This window comes from Accumulibacter sp. (genome assembly GCF_032229525.1).
In the GTDB taxonomy this organism is placed as follows: domain Bacteria; phylum Pseudomonadota; class Gammaproteobacteria; order Burkholderiales; family Rhodocyclaceae; genus Accumulibacter.
The window spans coordinates 89,637-110,019 of the sequence record NZ_JAVTWB010000012.1; the positions used below are offsets into that span (position 1 = coordinate 89,637).

The following is a 20,383-nucleotide window of genomic DNA, read 5'->3' on the forward strand; positions in this document are numbered from 1 at the left end:
CCACCGATCTCTTTGCGCTGCTGCAGAAACTGGTACAAGCCCAGCCGTCGGGTGCGGTGTCGAGTGGTGGCTTGGGCAGTGTCGCCAGCGGTGCTGGCCCTGGCCCTGGCGGTGGCGGTGGGGGTGGATCTGTAGGTGGCAGCTGGACTGGCGGTGGCATCGCATCGGGCATGTTCGCTAGTCCTGGCGGCGTGCCGGCCGGCGTAGCCCAACAAGGCGGCACATCATCCGGCAACATGCTCATCGCCATGGACCAGGTCATGGCCACGCTGGACACCCTGCAAAGGGCAGTACCTGTGCACAGCGCGACGCCCGTTGCGGCGGGCAGCGTGTTGCGCGAGTTCCGCACCAGTGACACTGGCCAAGGCCTCGACCAGCTCAATTCGGTGACCGTGGATATCGTCGCCACCTTGTTCGACTTCATTTTCGACGATGCGTCGGTCGGCGATCCGATCAAGGCACTGGTGGCGCGCCTGCAGATTCCGGTGCTGAAGGTCGCCTTGCTTGACAAGACATTCTTTTCCAGCAAGGCACATCCGGCCCGGCGGCTGCTCGATGGAATTTCGCGGGCAGCGATACGCTGCGGCCCCCTGGCTGGGCACGAAAACCCGCTTTACGCGCGGATCACCGAAATCGTCGAGCGGCTGCAGAACGAATTCACTCAGGACACCGGATTGTTCGACACGCTTTGTCTCGAACTGAACACCTTTCTGGACGCCCAGGAGGACGCCGCCGATGCTCGCGCGGCCCAGGCCGCTCCACTGGTCGTCGAACAGGAACGGCAGGAGCTGGCGATGATGACTGTCGATCAGGCGCTCGCCAGCTGGCTGGCAATGCCGCTCCTACCTTCTGCAGTGACGGACCTGCTGACCCACGAATGGCGCATGCTGTTGATTCGGCACTATGTGGACCAGGATGACAACGCCTGGGGCGCCGCCATGGGCACCATCAGCGACCTGGTGGCGAGCATCGAACCGCAGCCGGATGCGCAGAGCCGGAAGCGACTGGCGGCCCGCTTGCCGACTCTCGTTCGCCGCATCTGTGACGGCCTGGCCAGCCTGGAGATGGCCGATGAGCGCCGTCTCGCCCTCATCGACGCCCTGTTCAGCATGCACGCCGCGGTGCTGCGCGGTGCGGCACCGCTGCTTACGAAAACGCAAGCGCCGGTGACGGCGGCCGAGCCGGCGCGGATTGCCAGCGAGCACATCGAGCACGGGGAAACACATCTGGAACGTATCTCCCTCGCCGACGGCAGTGCGCTGGCGGCCTCACAGGATGACGGCGACATCCGCTCGCTGGTAGGGGGCCTGCAGCGGGGCGACTGGGTCGAGTTCGCCAATGCCGAGAGCGGCGCTTTGCGTTATCGTCTGTCATGGATCAGTCCGCAGCGGGGTATCCTGCTGTTCACCAACTCCCAGTCGCCACGAGCGATATCAGTGGCGCCGGACGCACTGACCTTACAGATCGAACGTGGCGAAGCGACCATCGTGCCGGTCGAGCCGATGTTCGATCGCGCCGTCAACCGTGCACTGGAAAAGCTGAAGGCGGCATGATAGCCGGCCGCCTCGCTTTCATGAGGGCATGACGCGGGAAGAGCGGATCGTCAGGTGGGCTTTCCTGCCGGCCGACCAGGCCAGCAGGAAAGCTTCATTCCGCGGCTGAGCCGGACGGCTGGTACCCGTAGGGAGCGGTCGCCGGATAACCGGCCAGATCGAGCAACTCGTTCCAGGTAGCAGCTGCAAACGCTCTCGAGCCTTGTCGTCCGACGCTGATACTCGGTAGCGAAGCCGCACCGCCCAGTTGCCGGCCGAGCTCGGCGAGCTGTTCTTCGCTGGTCAGCAGTTTTTCCGCGAACGGCACACCACGGCCGTTGAGTAGGGCACGCGCCTGTGGGCACGCGGGGCAATCGGCGCTGGTGTAAAGGACGACCGGGAATTTCTCGCTCGCCTGGCGGGTAGCATAGGGAAGCCGCTGCCGGTCGGCACCGCTCGCGGCCTCGACGACGACTACCTGCCTGGCACCTGGCGGAGGGGGACGGTCAGAGACGACGGTGCCGCCCGTCGCCCGATCGATCCACCGATAAGTGGTTTGCGCGTTGGTGGCGGTAGCGGCCAGTAGCACGGTGGCGATGCTGGCGAAGCGCAGTGCGGCGGTCGTGAGCATGGCTTCAGCTCCTCAATTGTTACGCGGCAATCATACCACTGTGCCTCAACAGCGCGTCGACCCGAGGTTCGCGACCGCGGAAGGCACGGAAATTGTCGATCGCCGCGCGACTGCCGCCGACCGACAGGATCTCGCGCAGGAAGCGCTCCCCGACGCTCCGGTCAAAGGGATCGCCCGCCTCCTCGAAGGCGCCGTAGCAATCCGCCGAGAGGACCTCGGCCCACTTGTAACTGTAGTAGCCGGCGCCATAGCCGCCGGCGAAGATGTGCGCAAAGCTGTTCGGAAAGCGGTGCCATTCGGGTGGGACAAAAACCGCAACTTCGCGTCGCACATCGGCGAGCAATTCGAGCAGGCTGCGCTCGCCGGCCGGGTCGAAATCGCTGTGCAGCAGCAGGTCGAACAGCGAAAACTCGACCTGCCGTAGCGTCTGCATGCCGCTGAGGAAGTTCTTGGCGGCCAGCATCTTGTCGAACAACGCGCGCGGCAGGGGCTCTCCGTTGTCGACATGCGCACTCATCCCCTGCAGCACGCCCCACTCCCAACAGTAGTTCTCCATGAACTGCGACGGCAACTCGACGGCATCCCACTCGACCCCGTGAATACCGGCTACGGCCAGTTCGTCGACACGCGTTAGTAGATGGTGCAGGCCATGGCCCGTTTCGTGAAACAGGGTGATCACTTCGTCGTGCGTGAAGGTCGCCGGCCGCGGCAGCCCATCTTTTTCACCGACCGGTCGTGAGAAATTGCAGTTGAGGTAGGCAACCGGCTTCTGGATGTCGTCGCTCGCCCTCGTGGCCACTTCCAGGCGCAGGCGGCGGCGAGTAATCGCCTCATCCATCCAGGCGCCGCCCCGCTTGGTATCGCGGGCGTAAAGATCAAGGTAGAACTGTCCGAGCAGCTCGCCGCCTGGCGTCTCGATGCGGAAAAAACGCACATCCTCGTGCCACACCGGCGCACGGTCGGGCTTGAGGCAAACACCGAACAGGGTCTCGATCACCTCGAACAGTCCGGAGAGAACCTTGTCCTCGGTGAAATACTGCTTCACATCCTGCTCCGAGAAAGCGTAGCGTCGTTGCAGCAGCTTCTCGGAGACGTAAGCAACATCCCAGGCTTCCATCGTCTCGAGACCCAACTCGTCGCGCGCAAAATCGCTCAGTTCGGCTACATCCTGCTCGGCGAACGGCCGCGCCTTGGCCGCCAGGTCGCGCAGGAAAGCCAATACCTGTGGTACCGATTCGGCCATTTTCGGCACCAGCGAGACTTCGGCGAAGTTGGCGTAGCCCAACATTCGCGCCTCTTCTCGGCGTAGCAGCAAGATCTGGCGAATCAACGGCGTGTTGTCGAGTTCGGCAGCACCGAATTCGGCTGCGCGCGTGGCGTAGGCGCGGTACATCACGGCCCGCAAACGGCGACTGTCGGCGTATTGCATCAGCGGCAGGTAGGACGGCATGTGCAGGGTGAACTTCCAGCCGCTCTGGCCATCCTTCTCTGCCGCCTGGCGAGCGGCCTGGCAGGCGTCGTCGGGCACGCCAGCCAGCTCGGCTGCGTCGGTCACCACTTCGGTGAAGGCGTTGGTGGCGTCGAGCAGGTTCTCCGAGAACTTCGCCGAGAGCTGCGAGAGTTCCTCGGCAATGGCCTGAAAGCGGGGCTTCTGGTCTTCGGGCAATTCCGCGCCGGCCAGTCGAAAATCGCGAATCTCGTTGTCGACGATGCGCCGCCGGGCAGCCGACAGGCACGCGTATTCGCTACCCTCGGCGATCGCCTTGTACTTGGCGAACAGCTGCAGGTTCTGCCCGACTTCAGCGTAGAAACGCGAGACATCCGGCAACATCTGGTTATAGGCATCACGCCACTCGGGAACGTCATTGACCGCGTGCAGGTGACCGACCACTCCCCAGGCACGCGACAGAGGTTCGAGCCCGTCGATCAGCGGCACGGCGAAGCCATCCCAGGTCGCGGCGGCCTCATCCGAGCTCAGGCGCACAAGCAGTGCGCGACACTCGTCGAGTAGCGTGCTGATCGCCGCGCGCACGTGGGATGGTGCGACGGCGTCGAAGCGGGGCAACCCGGAGAAGTCGAGAAGGGGATTAGCGGACGGGGTGTGGGTAGTCATCAATGGGTCCAGGGTTCGGGCGGCTTGCCGACAGGCAGTGCCAGCCTGTTCTAAAGAGTCACCATCCGCGACTAACGCGGCTAACGGCGCGCGTCGTCAGGGGAACGAGAAAGATCGAAGGCCAACGATCGCGCATTGCCTCCGCGGTCGGGTCATTCGACGAACGGCACGCCGGTCAAACGCTCCAGCGCCTCGCCGTACTTGGCACGAGTTCCCGCGATCACGGTGGGCGGCAGGCGAGGACCCGGCGCGCGCTTGTTCCAGTCCAGCGTTTCGAGGTAGTCGCGCACGTACTGCTTGTCGTAGGAAGGCGGATTGCTGCCCACACGGTAGTCGTCGGCCGGCCAGAAACGTGACGAGTCCGGGGTCAGGGCTTCGTCGATCAGGTGCAGTGTGCCGGCAGCATCCAGGCCAAATTCGAACTTGGTATCGGCGATGATGATGCCACGCGCGGCCGCGTACTCGGCAGCTGTGCTGTACAGATCGAGAGCGGCGCGGCGCGCCTCGGCGGCGATCTGCGCGCCGCTCTTGCCGGCCACGGCAAGCACATCGGCGAGTGCGGCGGCGCAGTCCGCCTGGGCGCGCTCGAAGGAAATGTTCTCGTCGTGATCGCCGATCGCGGCCTTGCTCGCGGGAGTGAAAATCGGCTGCGGCAAGCGACTCGCAAGCCGCAGTCCTGCCGGCAGCTGGATGCCGCAAACGCTGCCGCTGGCCTGGTAGTCCTGCCATCCCGAGCCGATCAGATAACCCCGCACCACCGCTTCGATGGGCAGCGGCCGCAAGCGTTTGACAAGCAGCGCACGGCCCCGTACCTGGGCCCGCTCGTCAGCTGCCACCACCGTTTCCGGAGCGATTCCGGTCAGCTGGTTGGGCACGATGTCGGCCAGTTTTTCGAACCAGAAACTCGCCAGGCGGGTGAGTATCCGGCCCTTGCCGGGAATCGGGTCAGGCAGGATGACGTCGAAGGCCGAGAGACGATCACTGGTCACGATCAGCAACTTGTCAGCCCCGACGGCGTAGATGTCTCGCACCTTGCCGCGGCCGAGTAGTGGCAGGCTCTTGATCGTCGACTCAAAAAGGGCTTCGGTCACGGTATTGGTCCAGTGGGAGAACGGGCGTCAAGCGGGCGGTCAAGCGGTGGGATTATAGGGCAGATTGCTCGCTGTCCCGGACGGCGGAATTGCCATCCAGCGGTGATCGGGCGGCCACGCTTGGCGCTCAGGTTTCGCCTCTGGGCTGATCGCCGACGCGAACGATCTTCAGGGTATTGGTGCCGCCGCTGTTGCCCATCGGTTCGCCCGCCGTGAGCACGATGAAGTCACCCTTTTCGATCAACTTCTCCTTGATCAGACGCTCTTCGGCGTTGTGCAGGAGTTCATCGCGACTGCTCGGCTGCTCCTCCATGAGCACCGGGAACACCGCCCGATAAAGCGTCATCTTGGTCAGCGCCTCGGGTCGCGGGGTCAGCGCGTAAACCGGCACGCCACAGTTGAGGCGGCTCATCCAGAGTGCCGTCGAACCCGATTCGGTAAGCGCGGCGATGGCTTTGACCTTGAGGTGGTGTGCCGTCCAGATGGCGGCCAGCGAGATGGTCTGATCAATGCGCGTGAAAACCTGATTGAGAAACTCACGCTCAAGCGTCACTTCGGCAGACTTCTCGGCTTCCAGGCAGATCCTGGCCATCGCCTCAACCGTCTCGACCGGATACTTGCCAGCCGCGGTTTCGGCGGAGAGCATCACCGCGTCGGTGCCATCGAGCACGGCGTTGGCGACGTCCGACACTTCGGCGCGAGTCGGTGCCGGCGAAAGAATCATCGACTCCATCATTTGCGTCGCGGTAATGGCCAGCTTGTTCTTCTCGCGCGCCAGGCGAATCATGCGCTTCTGCAGCGCCGGCACGGCGGCGTCGCCGACTTCTACTGCGAGGTCGCCGCGAGCGACCATGATGCCGTCCGAAGCGGAGATGATCTCCTCGAGAGCGGCCACCGCTTCGACGCGCTCGATCTTGGCAATGGTCAGTGCGTGTCCGCCCGCAGCGTGCATCAGTTGCTTGGCCATGTACATGTCAGCGGCGCTCTTCGGAAAGGACACGGCGACAAAGTCAACCGCGATGCTTGCCGCCGTGCGGATGTCGTCCATGTCCTTGGCGGTGAGCGCCGGCGCCGAAAGGCCGCCTCCCTGCCGGTTGATGCCCTTGTTGTCGGAAAGCTCGCCGCCGTGGCGAACGACCGTGAAGATCTCCGAACCAAGCACGCGCTGCACGTCAAGAATGATACGCCCGTCATCGAGCAGGAGGACGCTACCCGCCGAAACGTCACGGGTCAGATCCTTGTAGTCCAGGCCAACGCGTTCGGCATTACCCTGGTCGCAACTGGCGTCGAGGATGAAAGGCTGCCCTTTTTCCAGCATGATCTTGCCGTCGGCAAATTTCCCGATCCGGATTTTTGGGCCCTGCAGGTCAGCGAGAATGCCTACCGGGCGTCCAACACGGGCGGCCGCCTCGCGAACCAATTGCGCGCGCGCAATGTGGTCCTGCGGTTTGCCATGGGAGAAATTCAGGCGCACGACATCGACGCCGGCGCGGATCATGCGTTCGAGCACGTCGGCGTCAGAAGACGCCGGGCCGAGGGTGGCGACGATCTTGGTATCGCGGGGCATGGGGGGTTCCTATCGTTTTTCTTGGGCTGCTGTTGTATGAGAGGCGCGTCCCGGGCAACGATTACGCAGCAGGGATGCCAGGCTGTCTTGCCTGTAGTGGTCTCCGACACCTCTGGGCGCCGCCGCGTTCAACTGATGTATGGGGTCTTCTCGGCGAGCAATGGCGACCGCAATTGTGCACCGTTGTCAGGCCTACGCGCCATGTCCGGCAAGCCGTTCCTGCGCTGATCGGGTAACACGATTCCGACGCACACTCTGGAGAGAGGCGCGGACGCGGTCAAGCTTCTTTCGGCGAAAGGCGGGACGAAATGCACGCTTTGCCTGTAACGCAGCGCCAAGGGCTTGCCCTGTTCAAGAGTTCCGGGACAAGCAGCGCGCGTGCGGGCAATCTCCATCCGCCGGGAAACTGCCGGATGAACCCTCCAACTGGAGAATGTTGCCAAGCGTGATTGGTGAGTGGGGAGTGAGAATGAGGGGTGCCGGAAAGCACCCCTCGATGACAAGTTAGCGAGCCATGACCTTGATCATTTCCAGCACCTTGCAGGAGTAACCCCACTCGTTGTCGTACCAGGAAACAACCTTGACGAAGGTGCCGTCAAGCGCCATGCCGGCGTCCGAGTCGAACACTGACGTGCAGCTCTCGCCACGGAAGTCGGTGGCCACCACTTTATCGGTCGTGTAGCCGAGGACGCCCTTCATCGGACCTTCCGAGGCCGCCTTCATTGCTGCGCAGATCTGCTCGTAGGTGGTTTCCTTGTTCAGTTCGACGGTCAGGTCAACGACCGAGACGTCCGACGTCGGAACGCGGAAGGCCATGCCGGTGAGCTTCTTGTTGAGCTCGGGAATGACCTTGCCGACGGCCTTGGCAGCACCGGTCGAGGACGGAATGATGTTCTCGAGGATGCCGCGACCACCACGCCAGTCTTTGTTGGACGGACCATCGACAGTTTTCTGGGTGGCAGTGGCAGCGTGCACCGTGGTCATCAGGCCACGCTTGATACCCCAATTGTCATTGAGCACCTTGGCCACCGGAGCGAGGCAATTGGTGGTGCACGATGCGTTCGAAATGATCGTCTGGCCGGCATAGGTATTGTCGTTGACGCCGAACACGAACATCGGCGTGTCATCCTTGCTTGGTGCGCTCTGGATGACTTTCTTGGCGCCGGCGGCGATGTGCTTCTGGCAGGACTCGGTGGTCAGGAAGAGGCCGGTCGCGTCGACGACGATATCGGCGCCAATTTCGTTCCACTTCAGCTCGGCCGGATCCTTGACCGCGGTCAGACGGACTTTCTTGCCATTGACCACCAGCGAATTGCCTTCGACTGCAACGGTACCCTTGAAACGGCCCTGTACCGAATCGTACTTGAGCATGTACGCCAGATAATCGGGCTCGAGCAGGTCGTTGACGCCAACGATCTCGATTTCGGGGAAGTCCTGCACTGCGGCGCGAAATACCATCCGTCCAATACGGCCAAAGCCGTTGATGCCTACCTTGATTGTCATGAAACGGTCTCCTAGAGAAATTACAACACTGACTTCACGGTCGTGACCACATTGGTCACCGTGAAACCGAAAAAATCGAACAACCGGCCTGCGGGTGCCGACTCTCCAAAACGATCAATACCGATTACGGCGCCTTCGAGGCCGACGTATTTTCGCCAAAAGCCGCTGACACCGGCTTCGACGGCCACGCGTGGTATGCCGCGTGGCAAAACTGTGGCCTGGTAGGCCGCGTCCTGACGGTCGAAAACTTCGGCACAAGGCATCGACACAACGCGCACCGCGATTCCCTCATCAGCCAGCGCCCGGCAGGCATCAAGGACCAGTGTGACCTCCGAGCCGGTAGCGATCAGCACCGCCCGTGGTGCCGGACAATCGGCCAGGACATAGGCGCCGCGCCGCATACTTTCGGGCGCCACGCCGGTGGTAACCGTCGGTAGATTCTGACGGGAAAGCGCCAGGATCGTCGGGCCGTCACTGCGTTCGATGGCCGCGACCCAAGCTGCACCCGTTTCGCTGGCATCCGCCGGACGCCAGACGTCGACATTGGGAATCAGGCGCAGGGAAGCGACGTGCTCGACCGGCTGATGCGTCGGACCATCTTCGCCCAGGCCGATGGAATCGTGCGTATAGACCATGATCTGGCGCAGCTTCATCAGCGCCGCCATGCGGATCGCGTTACGCGCATAGTCCGAGAAGACCAGGAACGTCGCCGTGTACGGAATCAGGCCTCCGTGCAAGGCCAAACCGTTGGCGATCGCGGTCATGCCGAACTCGCGCACCCCGTAATAGAGGTAATTGCCGCCTTGGCTCCTGCTGATGCCCTGTGAACCTTTCCACAGGGTCAGGTTGGAGCCGGCCAGATCGGCCGAGCCGCCGATCAGTTCGGGCAGGCGCGGCGCGAAAGCGCTGATGGCGTTCTGCGAGGCCTTACGCGTGGCGATGTTTTCGCCTTTGGCCGCGATTTCGCCCAGTGTTTGCGTGGCTCCGGCGCTCCAGTCGGCCGGCAGCTCGCCGCTCATGCGGCGGGAGAATTCAGCCGCCAACTCCGGGAAAGCCGCTTGATAGGTGGCGAAGCGCGCCTTCCAGTTGTTTTCGAAGACGTTGCCGCGCATGCGGCCGTCCCAACTCGAATAGACGGCGTCGGGAATTTCGAAGGGCGGGTGCGGCCAGCCGATATTGGCGCGGGTTGCGGCGACTTCCGCGCTGCCCAACGGCGCACCATGCACGTCGTGGCTACCAACCTTGTTCGGCGAACCCTCGCCGATGCGCGTCTTGCAGCAGATCAGCGTCGGGCGGGCGGTGTCGGCGCGCGCCGCGAGCAAGGCCTGATCAACGGCGTGGCTGTCGTGCCCATCGACGGCCGCGATAACCTGCCAGCCATAGGCAGCAAAACGTTGCGGCGTGTCGTCGGTGAACCAGCCTTCGACATGACCATCGATCGAGATGCCGTTGTCGTCATAGAGGGCGATCAATCTGCCCAGCCCGAGTGTTCCGGCCAGCGAACAGGCCTCGTGCGAAACGCCCTCCATCAGACAGCCGTCGCCAAGGAAGACGTAGGTCGAGTGGTGGACGATGTCGTGACCCGGGCGGTTGAACTCGGCGGCCAGAACCTTCTCGGCAATCGCCATGCCGACGGCGTTGGCAAGACCCTGGCCGAGCGGCCCGGTGGTCGTTTCAACGCCGGGCGTATGGCCGACTTCTGGGTGCCCGGGGGTTCTCGACTGAAACTGGCGGAAGTTCTTCAGATCGTCAATCGATACGTCGTAGCCCGTGAGATGCAGCAGGGCGTACAGCAGCATCGACCCGTGGCCGTTCGACAGAACGAAACGATCGCGGTCAGGCCAGCGAGGATTGCCCGGGTTATGTCGCAGATGACGACGCCACAGCACTTCGGCGATTTCGGCCATCCCCATGGGCATACCAGGGTGCCCGGAGTTGGCTTGTTGAACCGCGTCCATGGCAAGGGCGCGGATGACGTTGGTCAGGGCGGTAGAAGCAATGGGCACGATGATTGGCCAATCCGAAGCAGGTTGTTTGGTGGCATGGGCAAATTATCCGCCAAAACAGCGGGCATTGCCACCTTCCCCCGTCAGGCGGTAGAAGTGGGCGTCAACGTCGTTGTTGTCGGCCGGGGATACGCTCTTGGGGAACAATACAATAATAAACACTTACCAACATACAAAAGAAGTTTAACTTTTAATTATCTATTGTGACACCTACACTGGGTGCACTTGGACTTGCAGCGTGAACAGGATGACCTCTGAGCAGCCAAACGAACACAGCGCGAGGGCGACCACTGCTTGCGAAGCTGCTCTGCAGGCAGTGATCTTCGATGTTGACGGAACGCTGGCCGATACCGAGCGTGACGGCCACCGCGTCGCCTTCAACCGGGCCTTTGCGCAGTCAGGTCTGGACTGGAACTGGTCGGTCGCCACTTATGGCGAACTGCTGGCAGTCACCGGCGGCAAGGAGCGGATTCGTCACTTTGCGACGAGACATGCGCCGCAGTTGCTGAACCAAACCGGGAGCGCCACCTGGCTGGCGGACCTGCACAACTTGAAGAGCACGATCTACGCCAACCTGGTGCTCGACGGAACGATCGGCCTGCGGCCCGGGGTGGCGCGCTTGATTCGTGAGTTGCGTGGCGCTGGCCTGCGCCTGGCGGTCGCCACGACGACGACGCGTTCGAGCCTGGACAGCCTGCTGCTGGCCAGCTTTGGTGACGAAGCCGGGTCGCTTTTCGAAGTCATCGGTGCGGGCGATGTGGTGGCCGACAAGAAGCCGGCTCCGGACATCTACCATTGGGTGCTGCGGCAGATGAAACTGGCTCCGGGAGAGTGCCTGGCGGTCGAGGATTCGCTACCCGGCATTCGCGCTGCGCGGGCGGCCGGCCTGCCGACGCTGATCACCGTCAACGCCTACACCGCCGACGAAGACTTCGCCGGAGCCCTGAGTATCATTTCCGATCTCGGTGAGCCGGGCGCGCCGGCACGGAGGCTGGGTGGGCAGCCGCTGGCGGGCGAGTACGTCGATCTGGCGCAGCTTCGCCGCTGGCACCGGCAAGCAGTTGCCGATAGCGATCCCTAGCGGGCCACGCATCCTTTCGGATCACCAACGAATATTTTCTTCACCATCATCGACACGGAGACAAACATGGACCAATCGAATCGCTACGCCGACCTCAGCCTCAAGGAAGACGAACTGATCAGCGCTGGCAAGCACATCCTGGTGGCTTACAAGATGAAGCCCAAGGCGGGTTACGACTATCTTCAGGCAGCTGCACACTTCGCTGCCGAATCGTCCACCGGCACCAACGTCGAGGTGTGCACCACGGACGACTTCACCCGCGGCGTCGATGCCCTGGTCTATCTGATCGACGAGGCGAGCGAAGAGATGCGCATCGCCTATCCGATCGACCTCTTCGATCGCAATGTCACCGACGGGCGGATGATGATCGTTTCCTTCCTGACCCTGGTGATCGGCAACAACCAGGGCATGGGCGACATCGAACACGCCAAGATCTATGATTTCTACATGCCCGAACGTGCGCTTCAGCTGTTCGACGGCCCGGCCAAGGACATCTCGGACATGTGGCGGGTTCTCGGTCGCCCGGTCAAGGATGGCGGCTACATCGCCGGCACCATCATCAAGCCCAAGCTCGGTCTGCGTCCCGAACCGTTCGCCAAGGCCGCTTACCAGTTCTGGCTCGGCGGCGACTTCATCAAGAACGACGAACCACAAGGCAATCAGGTGTTCGCGCCGATGAAAAAGGTGATGCCGCTGGTGGTTGACGCAATGAAGCGGGCGCAGGACGAAACCGGCCAGGCGAAACTGTTCTCGGCCAATATCACCGCCGACGATCACTACGAAATGTGCGCGCGCGCCGACTACATCCTGGAGACCTTCGGGCCGGATGCCGACAAGATCGCTTTCCTGGTCGACGGTTACGTCGGCGGCCCGGGCATGGTCACCACCGCCCGCCGGCAGTACCCCAACCAGTACCTGCACTATCACCGTGCCGGCCACGGCGCGGTCACCTCGCCGAGTTCGAAACGCGGTTACGACGCCTACGTGCTGGCCAAGATGTCGCGTTTGCAGGGTGCCTCGGGGATTCACGTCGGCACCATGGGCTACGGCAAGATGGAAGGTACCGCCGACGACAGAGCCATTGCCTACATCATCGAACGCGACGAGTATCAGGGGCCGGCATACTTCCAGAAGTGGTACGGCATGAAGCCAACCACGCCGATCATTTCCGGCGGCATGAACGCGCTGCGCCTGCCGGGTTTCTTTGCCAACCTCGGCCACGGCAACGTCATCAACACCTCGGGCGGCGGCTCGTACGGCCACATCGACAGCCCCGCCGCCGGCGCGATTTCGCTGCGTCAGGCCTATGAGTGCTGGCAAGCGGGCGCCGACCCGATCGAGTGGGCAAGGGAGCACCAGGAGTTCGCGCGCGCCTTCGAGTCCTTCCCGGGCGATGCCGACCTACTCTATCCGGGCTGGCGCGATAAACTCGGCGTCCATCGCTAGCAGGCGGGGCGGACGGAAGCGGGCGCCGGTGACCCTTGCCGGCGCATGATTCCGACCGCCAATCGACGTAGCGCAGAACAGGGACAGCCAATGAGCGACAAAGAGCAGTTCAAGGTTCTCGAAGAGCCTTTCTATCAAGCACAGCGCAACGAAGTGGCGCTTTACGAAGCCGCTTACGCGGCGCGCCTGCCGGTGATGGTCAAGGGGCCGACTGGCTGCGGCAAGTCGCGCTTCATCGAGTACATGGCGTGGAAGCTCAACCGGCCGCTGATCACCGTTGCCTGCAACGAAGACATGACCGCGTCCGATCTGGTCGGGCGCTACCTGCTCGAAGCCAACGGCACGCGCTGGCTCGATGGCCCGCTGACCACGGCGGCGCGCATCGGGGCGATCTGCTATCTCGACGAGGTCGTCGAGGCGCGCCAGGACACGACGGTGGTCATCCACCCCCTGACTGACCACCGTCGCACGCTGCCACTCGACAAGAAAGGTGAACTGATTCGCGCCCACGCCGATTTTCAACTGGTGATTTCGTACAACCCCGGCTACCAGAGCCTGATGAAAGACCTCAAGCAGTCCACCAAGCAACGCTTTACCGCTTTCGAGTTCGACTATCCCGACGCGGCGCTGGAAATTCTCATCCTGGTCAGCGAAAGCGGCATCGACGAAGCCACCGCCGCGCAATTGGTAAGCATCGGCGCCGCTGCCCGGCGTCTCAAGGGGCACGGCCTCGACGAGGGCATCTCGACCCGTCTGCTGGTCTATGCAGCGACGCTGATCAAGGGCGGGGTCTCGCCCGGGGATGCCTGCCGCATGGCCCTGGTGCGGCCGATCACCGACGACCGCGATATTCGCGACACGCTGGATCACGCGATCGACGCGATCTTTGCCTGAGCGCGACCGACCCGCACAGATCCCGCTGATGTCTGATACCGACACAAGCGCTGCCCCAGCCTGGGAAGATCGCCTGCGCGGCTACCGCGAGCAGCTCGCCTGTGGCTTCCCACAGGTCGGCGAGGTCTTCGAAGACTGCATGCGCGACGCGCTGAGCGTGCTTTCGGCCGCTGGCGTCGCCGCCTACCTCGACAGCGGGCGCTTCCTCAGCGGCATGGGGCGCGGCGTCGAACCGGTACTGGCCTTCCTCGAGGAGTGGCCGTCAATCGCCCGAATCGTCGGCGAAGACGCCCTGCCGGCCATCGCCGCGACCATGCACGCACTCTGGAAATCGCCAAATGCCAAGGCCATCACGCCCTTCCTGCAGACGCTGGCGGCGGTCGCCCGTCGCCTGCCTTCGCGCCAGCAGATGCAGCGCTATCTGGACCTGACGCTTGATCTCGCCGAGCGCACCACGGGTTCTATCCACGGCATTCACCAGACCTTCGCCAGCCCCGGCCTGCCCGAATTCCTCGGCAAGGCACCGACCTTGCTCGACAATCTGGCGATTTCCGGGCTGCGCAACTGGGTCGACTACGGCATCCGCAACTACCCCAATCATCCCGAGCGGCAAGCTGACTACTTCAGTCTCAAGTCGGCCGACAGCCGCGCCGTGTTCCAGCGCGAGCGCCACGGCACGCTGCTGGTTGACCACGAACGCCTGCTCGACCTTTACCTGCGCGGGCTCTGGGGCGACAGCGCGCAACTGATTCCTTACCCGACCGATGTCGACCAGCAGCAGAAAGCAGTGCCCTATTTCGATGCGTCCGGGATTCGCCTGCCCGACGTGGTCGACGACGAGCTGGGCATTCCCGGCATCGACCGCTACCGTGCGACGCTGGCACACATCGCCGGCCATCGCCGCTGGAGCACAGCGATGTTTGCCGACAACTGCAGTCCGATGCAGCGCATGGCGATCGAAACCTTCGAAGACAGCCGTGTCGAGGCGCTGGCGATGCGTACTTACCCCGGCCTGCGCCGTATCTTTCTGGCCCTGCACCCGGCGCCGCGCGAAGCTGCCTGCGATCCGCAAACCACGTCCTGTCTGCGCCATCGCCTGACGCTCCTTTCGCGCGCGCTGCTCGACCCCGAACACGGCTACCAGGACGCAGAGCTGCTGAAATTCGTCCGCCACTTTCACGAGAGGATGGCGCGTGGCGATTCGAGCAGCGAAGAAATTGCCGATCTGGCACTCGCCTATATCGCCCGCACGCGCCGTCAGAGCGACCAGTTGCCGAGTGTGCATTTCGCCGACACCGAGGTCAGCTATCGCGACGACAACCGCCACCTGTGGCGATTCCACGAACTCAGCGACGACGAGGAGATGTTCGACGAGCACCGTCCGCGGGCCGCCGCGACCGACGTCGACCGCCTGCCGCCGCGCCACTACCCGGAGTGGGATTATCAGAGCCAGAGCTATCGGCCGGACTGGGTCAGCCTCTACGAATCGCTGCATCCGGCGGGCGACGCCGGCGCTATCGACCGTCTGCTCGAGAAGCACGCCGCGCTGGCGCGCCGCCTCAAGCGCCTGCTGGACATCCTCAAGCCACAGGACAAAGTACGTATCCGTTACCAGGAAGATGGCAGCGAACTCGACCTCGACGTCGCGCTACGCTCGCTGATCGACTTCAAGGGTGGCGCCAACCCCGATCCGCGGATCAACATGAGCCACCGCACCGACGGCCGCAACCTGGCGGTCTTCGTGCTTCTCGATCTCTCGCAGTCGCTGGCCGACAAGGTGAAGATCGACGGCGGCGATGAGCAGAGCATTCTCGAACTGAGTCAGGAAGCAGTATCGCTGCTCGCCTGGTCGATCGAGCAACTCGGCGACCCCTTTGCCATCGCCGGCTTCCACTCTGACACCCGTCATGACGTTCGCTACCTACACCTCAAGGGTTACAGCGAGCGCTGGGGTGACACGGTCAAGGGTCGCCTGGCAGCGATGCAGGCCGGCTATTCGACGCGGATGGGCGCCGCCATGCGCCATGCCGCGCACTACCTGGGCGCACAGCAAGCCGACAAGAAGCTGCTGCTGGTGCTTACCGATGGCCAGCCCGCGGACGTCGACGTCCACGACGACCGCCTGTTGATCGAAGACGCCCGCAAGTCGGTCGAGGAACTCGACCGACAAGGCATCTTCACCTACTGCATCAGCCTCGACCGCAAGGCCGACGACTACGTCAGCGACATCTTCGGCCGCCGCTATTCGGTGATCGACAACATCGAACGGCTGCCTGAACGGCTGCCCGAGTTGTTCATGGCGCTGACCCGGTAGCGTCGGACGTTGCTGCCGACGTCGACATGGCGAACATCGGGCAGAACAGCACTCAAGACGATGGCCGGCGTGCGTCCGCGTAAATATCGGGGTAGTAGCGTTCCATCAGCGACTGCGGCCGCAAGGGCGCGGTGAAGCCGAACTTTGCGTAGAGGCCGTGAGCGTCGCCGGTCGCCAGCGTGAAGCGACGAAGGCCCTGCAACTGAGAGTGCGTCAGGACAGCCTGCAGGATCGACTTGCTGAACCCCTGACCGCGATATTCGGCGAGAACAAACATGTCCACCAGATTGGCAAAGGTGGCGTAGTCGGAAATGACGCGCGCGAACGCGACCTGCGATGAGCCGAGGAAGCCGCCGAAGCACAGTGAATGGTCGATCGAGCGCTGAACGGTGGCCAAGGGAATTCCGAGTGCCCAGGTCGATTCATTGGCCAGAAAGGCGTGGATCAGAGGAACATCAAGTTCCTCCCGGAGGGTGCTGATCCGGAAGTCCGGCATGCGTCCTACGCCTTGCCGTAGGCGGCGTACGCCTGGTAGGCGGCAACCACCGCCAGCACCAGAAAAAACGCGCCGCTGATGCGGTGCAGCAGAGCCAGCGGGACCTTCTGCAGGAGGGTGCGACCCGCCAGGATTCCCAGCGCCGACGTCGCGGCCAGAGCAGCGGTTGCACCCAGCCAGACCGCGACCGGCACATGCGTGCTGCTCAGGGCGACCACGGCGAGTTGCGTCTTGTCGCCGAATTCGGCGACGGTCAGCAACAGGAAGGTGGTGAAGAAGATACCGCGGCCGCTTTTCTCCTCGACTTCTTCATCGTCTCCGTCGTCGCTGGCACGCAGCGCATGAACGCCGAAGATGGCAAACAGAACGGCGACGATCGCAGCCACCACATACTCGGGCAACCAGCTGGCGATGGCCACACCGAATACCACCGCCAGCGTGTTCAGCACGGCAAAGGCGGCCAGCGCGCCGAGCATTACCGGCATCGGCCGATGCCGGGAAGCCAGGGTCATGCAGACCAGTTGGCTCTTGTCGCCGATTTCGGCTGCCGCGATCAAGACAAAACTGGTCAGCGTGGTGGCGGACAACTCGACAACACTGCCAGCGCTGAGCAGCGACGCGACGGGCGGCAACGAACTCTGATCCATCCTGGTCTCCGGAAACGATCCCGGTCGGTGCCAGCACCGCTGGCGAAAAGGCGGGTGGCGGGAGGCTCCGGGAGGCGCGCGAGTATACCGCAAGCCAGGTAGCCAGGGAGCACCCTTAGATCATGAAAGTGCAGGTGACTCGCCAGACGCCACGCAGCCCATCGTTGGCGCTTCGCGGATCGACGCGTGGTGTCAGCCGGGTCAAGCTTGCCTTGCGGATTTCCACAGAATCTTGCCCGCCGCGCAGTGGCGCTTGCGCAAGCTACCGTCGGGTCGCGCGATGTGCGTAGAAGTTTACCGCTGCCGAGGTGATGAGCACGGTGCCGGCGCTGTTCACTACTGAAACCTGGAGTTGATGCTCGACGCTGTCCCCCGCGGCCATCTGCCACTCCGACGGACTGATGTCGAACTGCGCCGTCGTGCGTGTGCTGGGCAACGGGTGGCCGTCGAGACTGACCACCAGGACATCGCCCTGAGCCGTCCGCAGCTCGGGATCAGCGGCCACCTGCAAGGAGAACTGGCCGGTATTCGTATGGATCGTGCCACCGTTCGCTGGCTGGCTGATGCGCAGCGACTGGTAGGGAGCGATGGCGGCCGCCGGCGCGGCCTGGAGCGCAGGCGCTGCGGACGCCGCAGGCGGCGGGCTGCCGGCGTTGATCGGCGGCAGCGTCAGCTCGGTGGCCCCTGGGCTCGGCAAGTCCCTGCCTCCGCTCGGCAAATCCGAGAAGACCGGGCCGTCCTTGCCCTGCGTTTCGTAGACCGGTTGTGCCGCAGCGATCGCCGCGACAAAAACCGTCAGGGAGAAACAATGAAGGGATTTCATCTCCGTCCTCCGCGAATTGGTGTTGATCATGACCGTATGACGAATCAGAATATAGCATGAGCAGGTGGCATCCCCCAGGCGCAGGAGCCGGCTGCAGACGGCCGTACAGGTCATCGCCGAGACGCAGCAAGAGCATCTGATCGCAGCCGGGACGCTGTTGCCGGCTGAAACCCATATCGGCTGAAAGGCATCCGGGCCAGTCGACCCGGGGGTGCGAAGGAGAGAATGCAGATGGAATTGAGTACCTACCATTGGTTGCTGATCGCCGCGTTTGTCGGCATCGTGATCTGGGTATTCGGACGCAAGCGCAAGGCGCGCTTCGAGGAGGACGCGCGAATTCCCTTTGAAGAAGGCAAGGAATGATGCGTTCATCTGCCAACCGTTCGACCGGTGCCCAGCGCCCAAGCGCGGCGGCATCCTGACCGGACCCCCAGAGATCTCGCCGCCGACCCATTCCTGACGAGCCGGCAGAGCGACAACCTGGCCCGGGGATTGTCAGGAAAGGTCGCGCGGCAAGTGCTATTCTTTGGCGCGAGAGTGTTACGCTGCCAGCTGCCGAACCCATATTCAAGCGGCCGCCGCGGCGGCGCGAACCGATCGGCGCGAGCGCTCCGATCAACGTCACTCAATCAAGCAAGGAGGGTGTTTCATGAGCAAGCTGGTGGTAATCGCCTACGATAATCAATTCAGGGCAGAAGAGGTCCGCATCACGCTGCGCAAGCTGCAGCAGGCGCACCTCATCGATCTCGAGGAGGCACTCGTCGCGGTCAAGGATGACGCGGGTGAAGTCACCCTGCTGCAAATGTACAAGCCGGCCGCTGCGGTCGAAGCGCGTAAAGGCTTCTGGAACACGCTGGTCGGCGCGATCGTCATGAACCCGGTTATTGGCATGGCCAGCGACGCCCGCGGCGGCGCAATCAGAGGCGCCCTGGCGGGCGCTGGCGTCGACGATGATTTCCTGCGGGAGCTCGCCGCCACCTTCCAGAACGGCAGCTCGGTCCTCTTCGTGCTGGTGCGCCATGCATCTCCCGAAAAGGTACTGGCGGCACTACAGGGCACCGGCGGCAAGGTCATCGAAACCTCGCTGTCGCACGAGGAGGAAGCTACACTGCAGGCGGCACTCGACGCGGCACCGCCTGCCGGCTGAGCGCTACGGGGCCACGGTCAGCTGGCAATCGGCGGCAGCAACGGAATCGTCGGGGGCAGCGCCAAGCTGCCGCCCCCGCGGTCGATTCTCGGCAATGACATCTTCCATGGCACCGATGGCTGACGCGCCCTGGCCCTGTCGGTGCGATCCCCAGGTTCGCCGAGGGTCATGGCGACGGCGGTTCGCGGAGCACCCGGCGCCTTGCTGAAGACGCTACCGGAAACCGCGTTTCCACAATTCAAATACCTGAATGCGCGTAACATCAACGACAACCCGCTGCGAGCGATGCAGGCGACGAGGCGGTTGAAGAAACACAAGAGCCGCTCTCCGCCGCTCGTTCTTTTGGAGAAAACATCATGAACACACGCACGATGGTTTGCCTCGCCGCGATCTGCCTTGCGTCACCACCGCTTGCTGCGCAGCAATGGTCCTGGGACCCGATGAAGGATGTCGAGAACGTATTGCCCGCTGGCGTACCGAATGAAGGAAAGATCATTCAGGCCAGGCATCAGGTTCGCGAGATGTCACACGACGCGCTGAGCGCGCTGTACGAAATTGCGCCGGGTGCGCGACGAGCGATCGAGCATTCCGTGGGCTATGCGGTTTTCAGCACCTTCGGGATCAAGCTCTTCTTTGCCGGCGGCACCACCGGCAAGGGCGTGGTCGTCAACCAACTGACCGGTCGCCAGACCTTCATGAAAATGGCGCAGGTGCAGGGCGGACTGGGATTCGGCGTCAACAAGAGCCGCCTGATCTTCGTCTTCGCCAGCGAGCAGGCCTTGCGTAACTTCATTGATCAGGGCTGGGAGTTCGGCGGCCAGGCCAGCCTCGCGGCGATGGCCGGCGGTCAGGGCAGCATGTTTTCCGGCGCCGCCTCCGTGGCGCCCGGCGTCTACCTGTACCAGCTGACCGACACCGGCCTTTCGGCCACGCTCACGGTGTCGGGAACGAAGTTCTTCAAGGATGCCGACCTCAATTAGGCGCTTTTAACGTGAAAGTCGCGTACGCGACTCACGAATTTCCCTTCTCCCCAGCGCGGGCCGGGGTGAGGCGGGGAATTCAGGGAGCATGCTCCCTGCCCGGCGAACGATT

General features: G+C 63.2%; 19 protein-coding genes. 10 read left to right on the forward strand and 9 right to left on the reverse strand.

Annotation, left to right across the window (positions count from 1 at the left end; translation table 11 throughout):
- On the forward strand, positions 1-1,553 hold a 1,553-nt coding region (locus RUW20_RS01170), incomplete at its 5' end, for a DUF1631 family protein (protein WP_313950354.1).
- Positions 1,554-1,647: 94 nt separating this feature from the next.
- On the opposite strand, the gene RUW20_RS01175 is transcribed toward RUW20_RS01170, so the two are convergent.
- The 6 genes from RUW20_RS01175 to tkt form a co-directional block, all read right to left on the reverse strand.
- Positions 1,648-2,163, reverse strand: coding sequence for a glutaredoxin family protein (locus tag RUW20_RS01175; protein WP_313950355.1), 516 nt, complete (start codon positions 2,161-2,163; stop codon positions 1,648-1,650).
- 19 nt (positions 2,164-2,182) lie between these two features.
- The gene (locus RUW20_RS01180; RefSeq protein WP_313950356.1) at positions 2,183-4,276 is read right to left on the reverse strand and encodes a M3 family metallopeptidase; all 2,094 of its coding nucleotides are present in this window, start codon (positions 4,274-4,276) and stop codon (positions 2,183-2,185) included.
- A 152-nt stretch (positions 4,277-4,428) separates the two neighbouring features.
- Positions 4,429-5,367 (reverse strand): phosphoribosylaminoimidazolesuccinocarboxamide synthase, encoded by a 939-nt coding sequence (locus tag RUW20_RS01185; protein ID WP_313950357.1) that lies wholly within the window; start codon positions 5,365-5,367, stop codon positions 4,429-4,431.
- Positions 5,368-5,494: 127 nt separating this feature from the next.
- Positions 5,495-6,934, reverse strand: a complete 1,440-nt coding sequence (gene pyk, locus RUW20_RS01190) for a pyruvate kinase (RefSeq protein ID WP_313950358.1) — start codon at positions 6,932-6,934, stop codon at positions 5,495-5,497.
- A 504-nt stretch (positions 6,935-7,438) separates the two neighbouring features.
- A complete protein-coding gene (gap, locus tag RUW20_RS01195) occupies positions 7,439-8,437 on the reverse strand; it encodes a type I glyceraldehyde-3-phosphate dehydrogenase (protein ID WP_313950359.1) in 999 nt (332 codons plus the stop codon).
- A 20-nt stretch (positions 8,438-8,457) separates the two neighbouring features.
- Positions 8,458-10,443, reverse strand: a complete 1,986-nt coding sequence (gene tkt / locus RUW20_RS01200; RefSeq protein ID WP_313950360.1) for a transketolase — start codon at positions 10,441-10,443, stop codon at positions 8,458-8,460.
- A 36-nt stretch (positions 10,444-10,479) separates the two neighbouring features.
- Between tkt and RUW20_RS01205 the strand changes: the two genes are divergently transcribed.
- The 5 genes from RUW20_RS01205 to RUW20_RS01225 all read left to right on the forward strand — a co-directional run bounded on the left by RUW20_RS01205 (position 10,480) and on the right by RUW20_RS01225 (position 16,178).
- Positions 10,480-10,650, forward strand: a complete 171-nt coding sequence (locus RUW20_RS01205) for a hypothetical protein (RefSeq protein WP_313950361.1) — start codon at positions 10,480-10,482, stop codon at positions 10,648-10,650.
- Between the two features lie 40 nt (positions 10,651-10,690).
- Positions 10,691-11,524 (forward strand): HAD-IA family hydrolase, encoded by an 834-nt coding sequence (locus tag RUW20_RS01210; protein ID WP_313950378.1) that lies wholly within the window; start codon positions 10,691-10,693, stop codon positions 11,522-11,524.
- 66 nt (positions 11,525-11,590) lie between these two features.
- Entirely contained in the window at positions 11,591-12,970 is a 1,380-nt protein-coding gene (locus RUW20_RS01215) for a ribulose-bisphosphate carboxylase (protein ID WP_313950362.1), read from the forward strand.
- A gap of 90 nt (positions 12,971-13,060) precedes the next feature.
- On the forward strand, positions 13,061-13,864 hold the full coding sequence (locus tag RUW20_RS01220; RefSeq protein WP_313950363.1) for a CbbQ/NirQ/NorQ/GpvN family protein: 804 nt from the start codon (positions 13,061-13,063) through the stop codon (positions 13,862-13,864).
- Positions 13,865-13,892: 28 nt separating this feature from the next.
- A complete protein-coding gene (locus RUW20_RS01225) occupies positions 13,893-16,178 on the forward strand; it encodes a nitric oxide reductase activation protein NorD (RefSeq protein ID WP_313950364.1) in 2,286 nt (761 codons plus the stop codon).
- A 52-nt stretch (positions 16,179-16,230) separates the two neighbouring features.
- On the opposite strand, the gene RUW20_RS01230 is transcribed toward RUW20_RS01225, so the two are convergent.
- The 3 genes from RUW20_RS01230 to RUW20_RS01240 all read right to left on the reverse strand — a co-directional run bounded on the left by RUW20_RS01230 (position 16,231) and on the right by RUW20_RS01240 (position 18,144).
- Positions 16,231-16,674 (reverse strand): GNAT family N-acetyltransferase, encoded by a 444-nt coding sequence (locus RUW20_RS01230; protein ID WP_313950365.1) that lies wholly within the window; start codon positions 16,672-16,674, stop codon positions 16,231-16,233.
- 5 nt (positions 16,675-16,679) lie between these two features.
- Positions 16,680-17,321 carry a TMEM165/GDT1 family protein gene (locus RUW20_RS01235; protein ID WP_313950366.1) on the reverse strand — a complete coding sequence of 214 codons (642 nt, stop codon included), beginning with the start codon at positions 17,319-17,321 and terminating at the stop codon, positions 16,680-16,682.
- Positions 17,322-17,583: 262 nt separating this feature from the next.
- Positions 17,584-18,144: a hypothetical protein gene (locus tag RUW20_RS01240; protein WP_313950367.1), complete on the reverse strand. Its 561-nt coding sequence runs from the start codon at positions 18,142-18,144 to the stop codon at positions 17,584-17,586.
- 231 nt (positions 18,145-18,375) lie between these two features.
- On the opposite strand from RUW20_RS01240, the gene RUW20_RS01245 reads away from it, so the two are divergent.
- The 4 genes from RUW20_RS01245 to RUW20_RS01260 all read left to right on the forward strand — a co-directional run bounded on the left by RUW20_RS01245 (position 18,376) and on the right by RUW20_RS01260 (position 20,271).
- Positions 18,376-18,507, forward strand: a complete 132-nt coding sequence (locus tag RUW20_RS01245) for a cbb3-type cytochrome c oxidase subunit 3 (RefSeq protein WP_313950368.1) — start codon at positions 18,376-18,378, stop codon at positions 18,505-18,507.
- A 286-nt stretch (positions 18,508-18,793) separates the two neighbouring features.
- Complete coding sequence (locus RUW20_RS01250; RefSeq protein WP_313950369.1) at positions 18,794-19,291, forward strand: DUF1269 domain-containing protein; 498 nt, start codon at positions 18,794-18,796, stop codon at positions 19,289-19,291.
- Between the two features lie 168 nt (positions 19,292-19,459).
- On the forward strand, positions 19,460-19,651 hold the full coding sequence (locus RUW20_RS01255) for a hypothetical protein (RefSeq protein ID WP_313950370.1): 192 nt from the start codon (positions 19,460-19,462) through the stop codon (positions 19,649-19,651).
- A complete protein-coding gene (locus tag RUW20_RS01260; RefSeq protein WP_313950371.1) occupies positions 19,648-20,271 on the forward strand; it encodes a YSC84-related protein in 624 nt (207 codons plus the stop codon). The genes RUW20_RS01255 and RUW20_RS01260 overlap by 4 nt, the downstream gene beginning before the upstream one ends.
- The last annotated feature ends 112 nt before the right edge of the window (positions 20,272-20,383 follow it).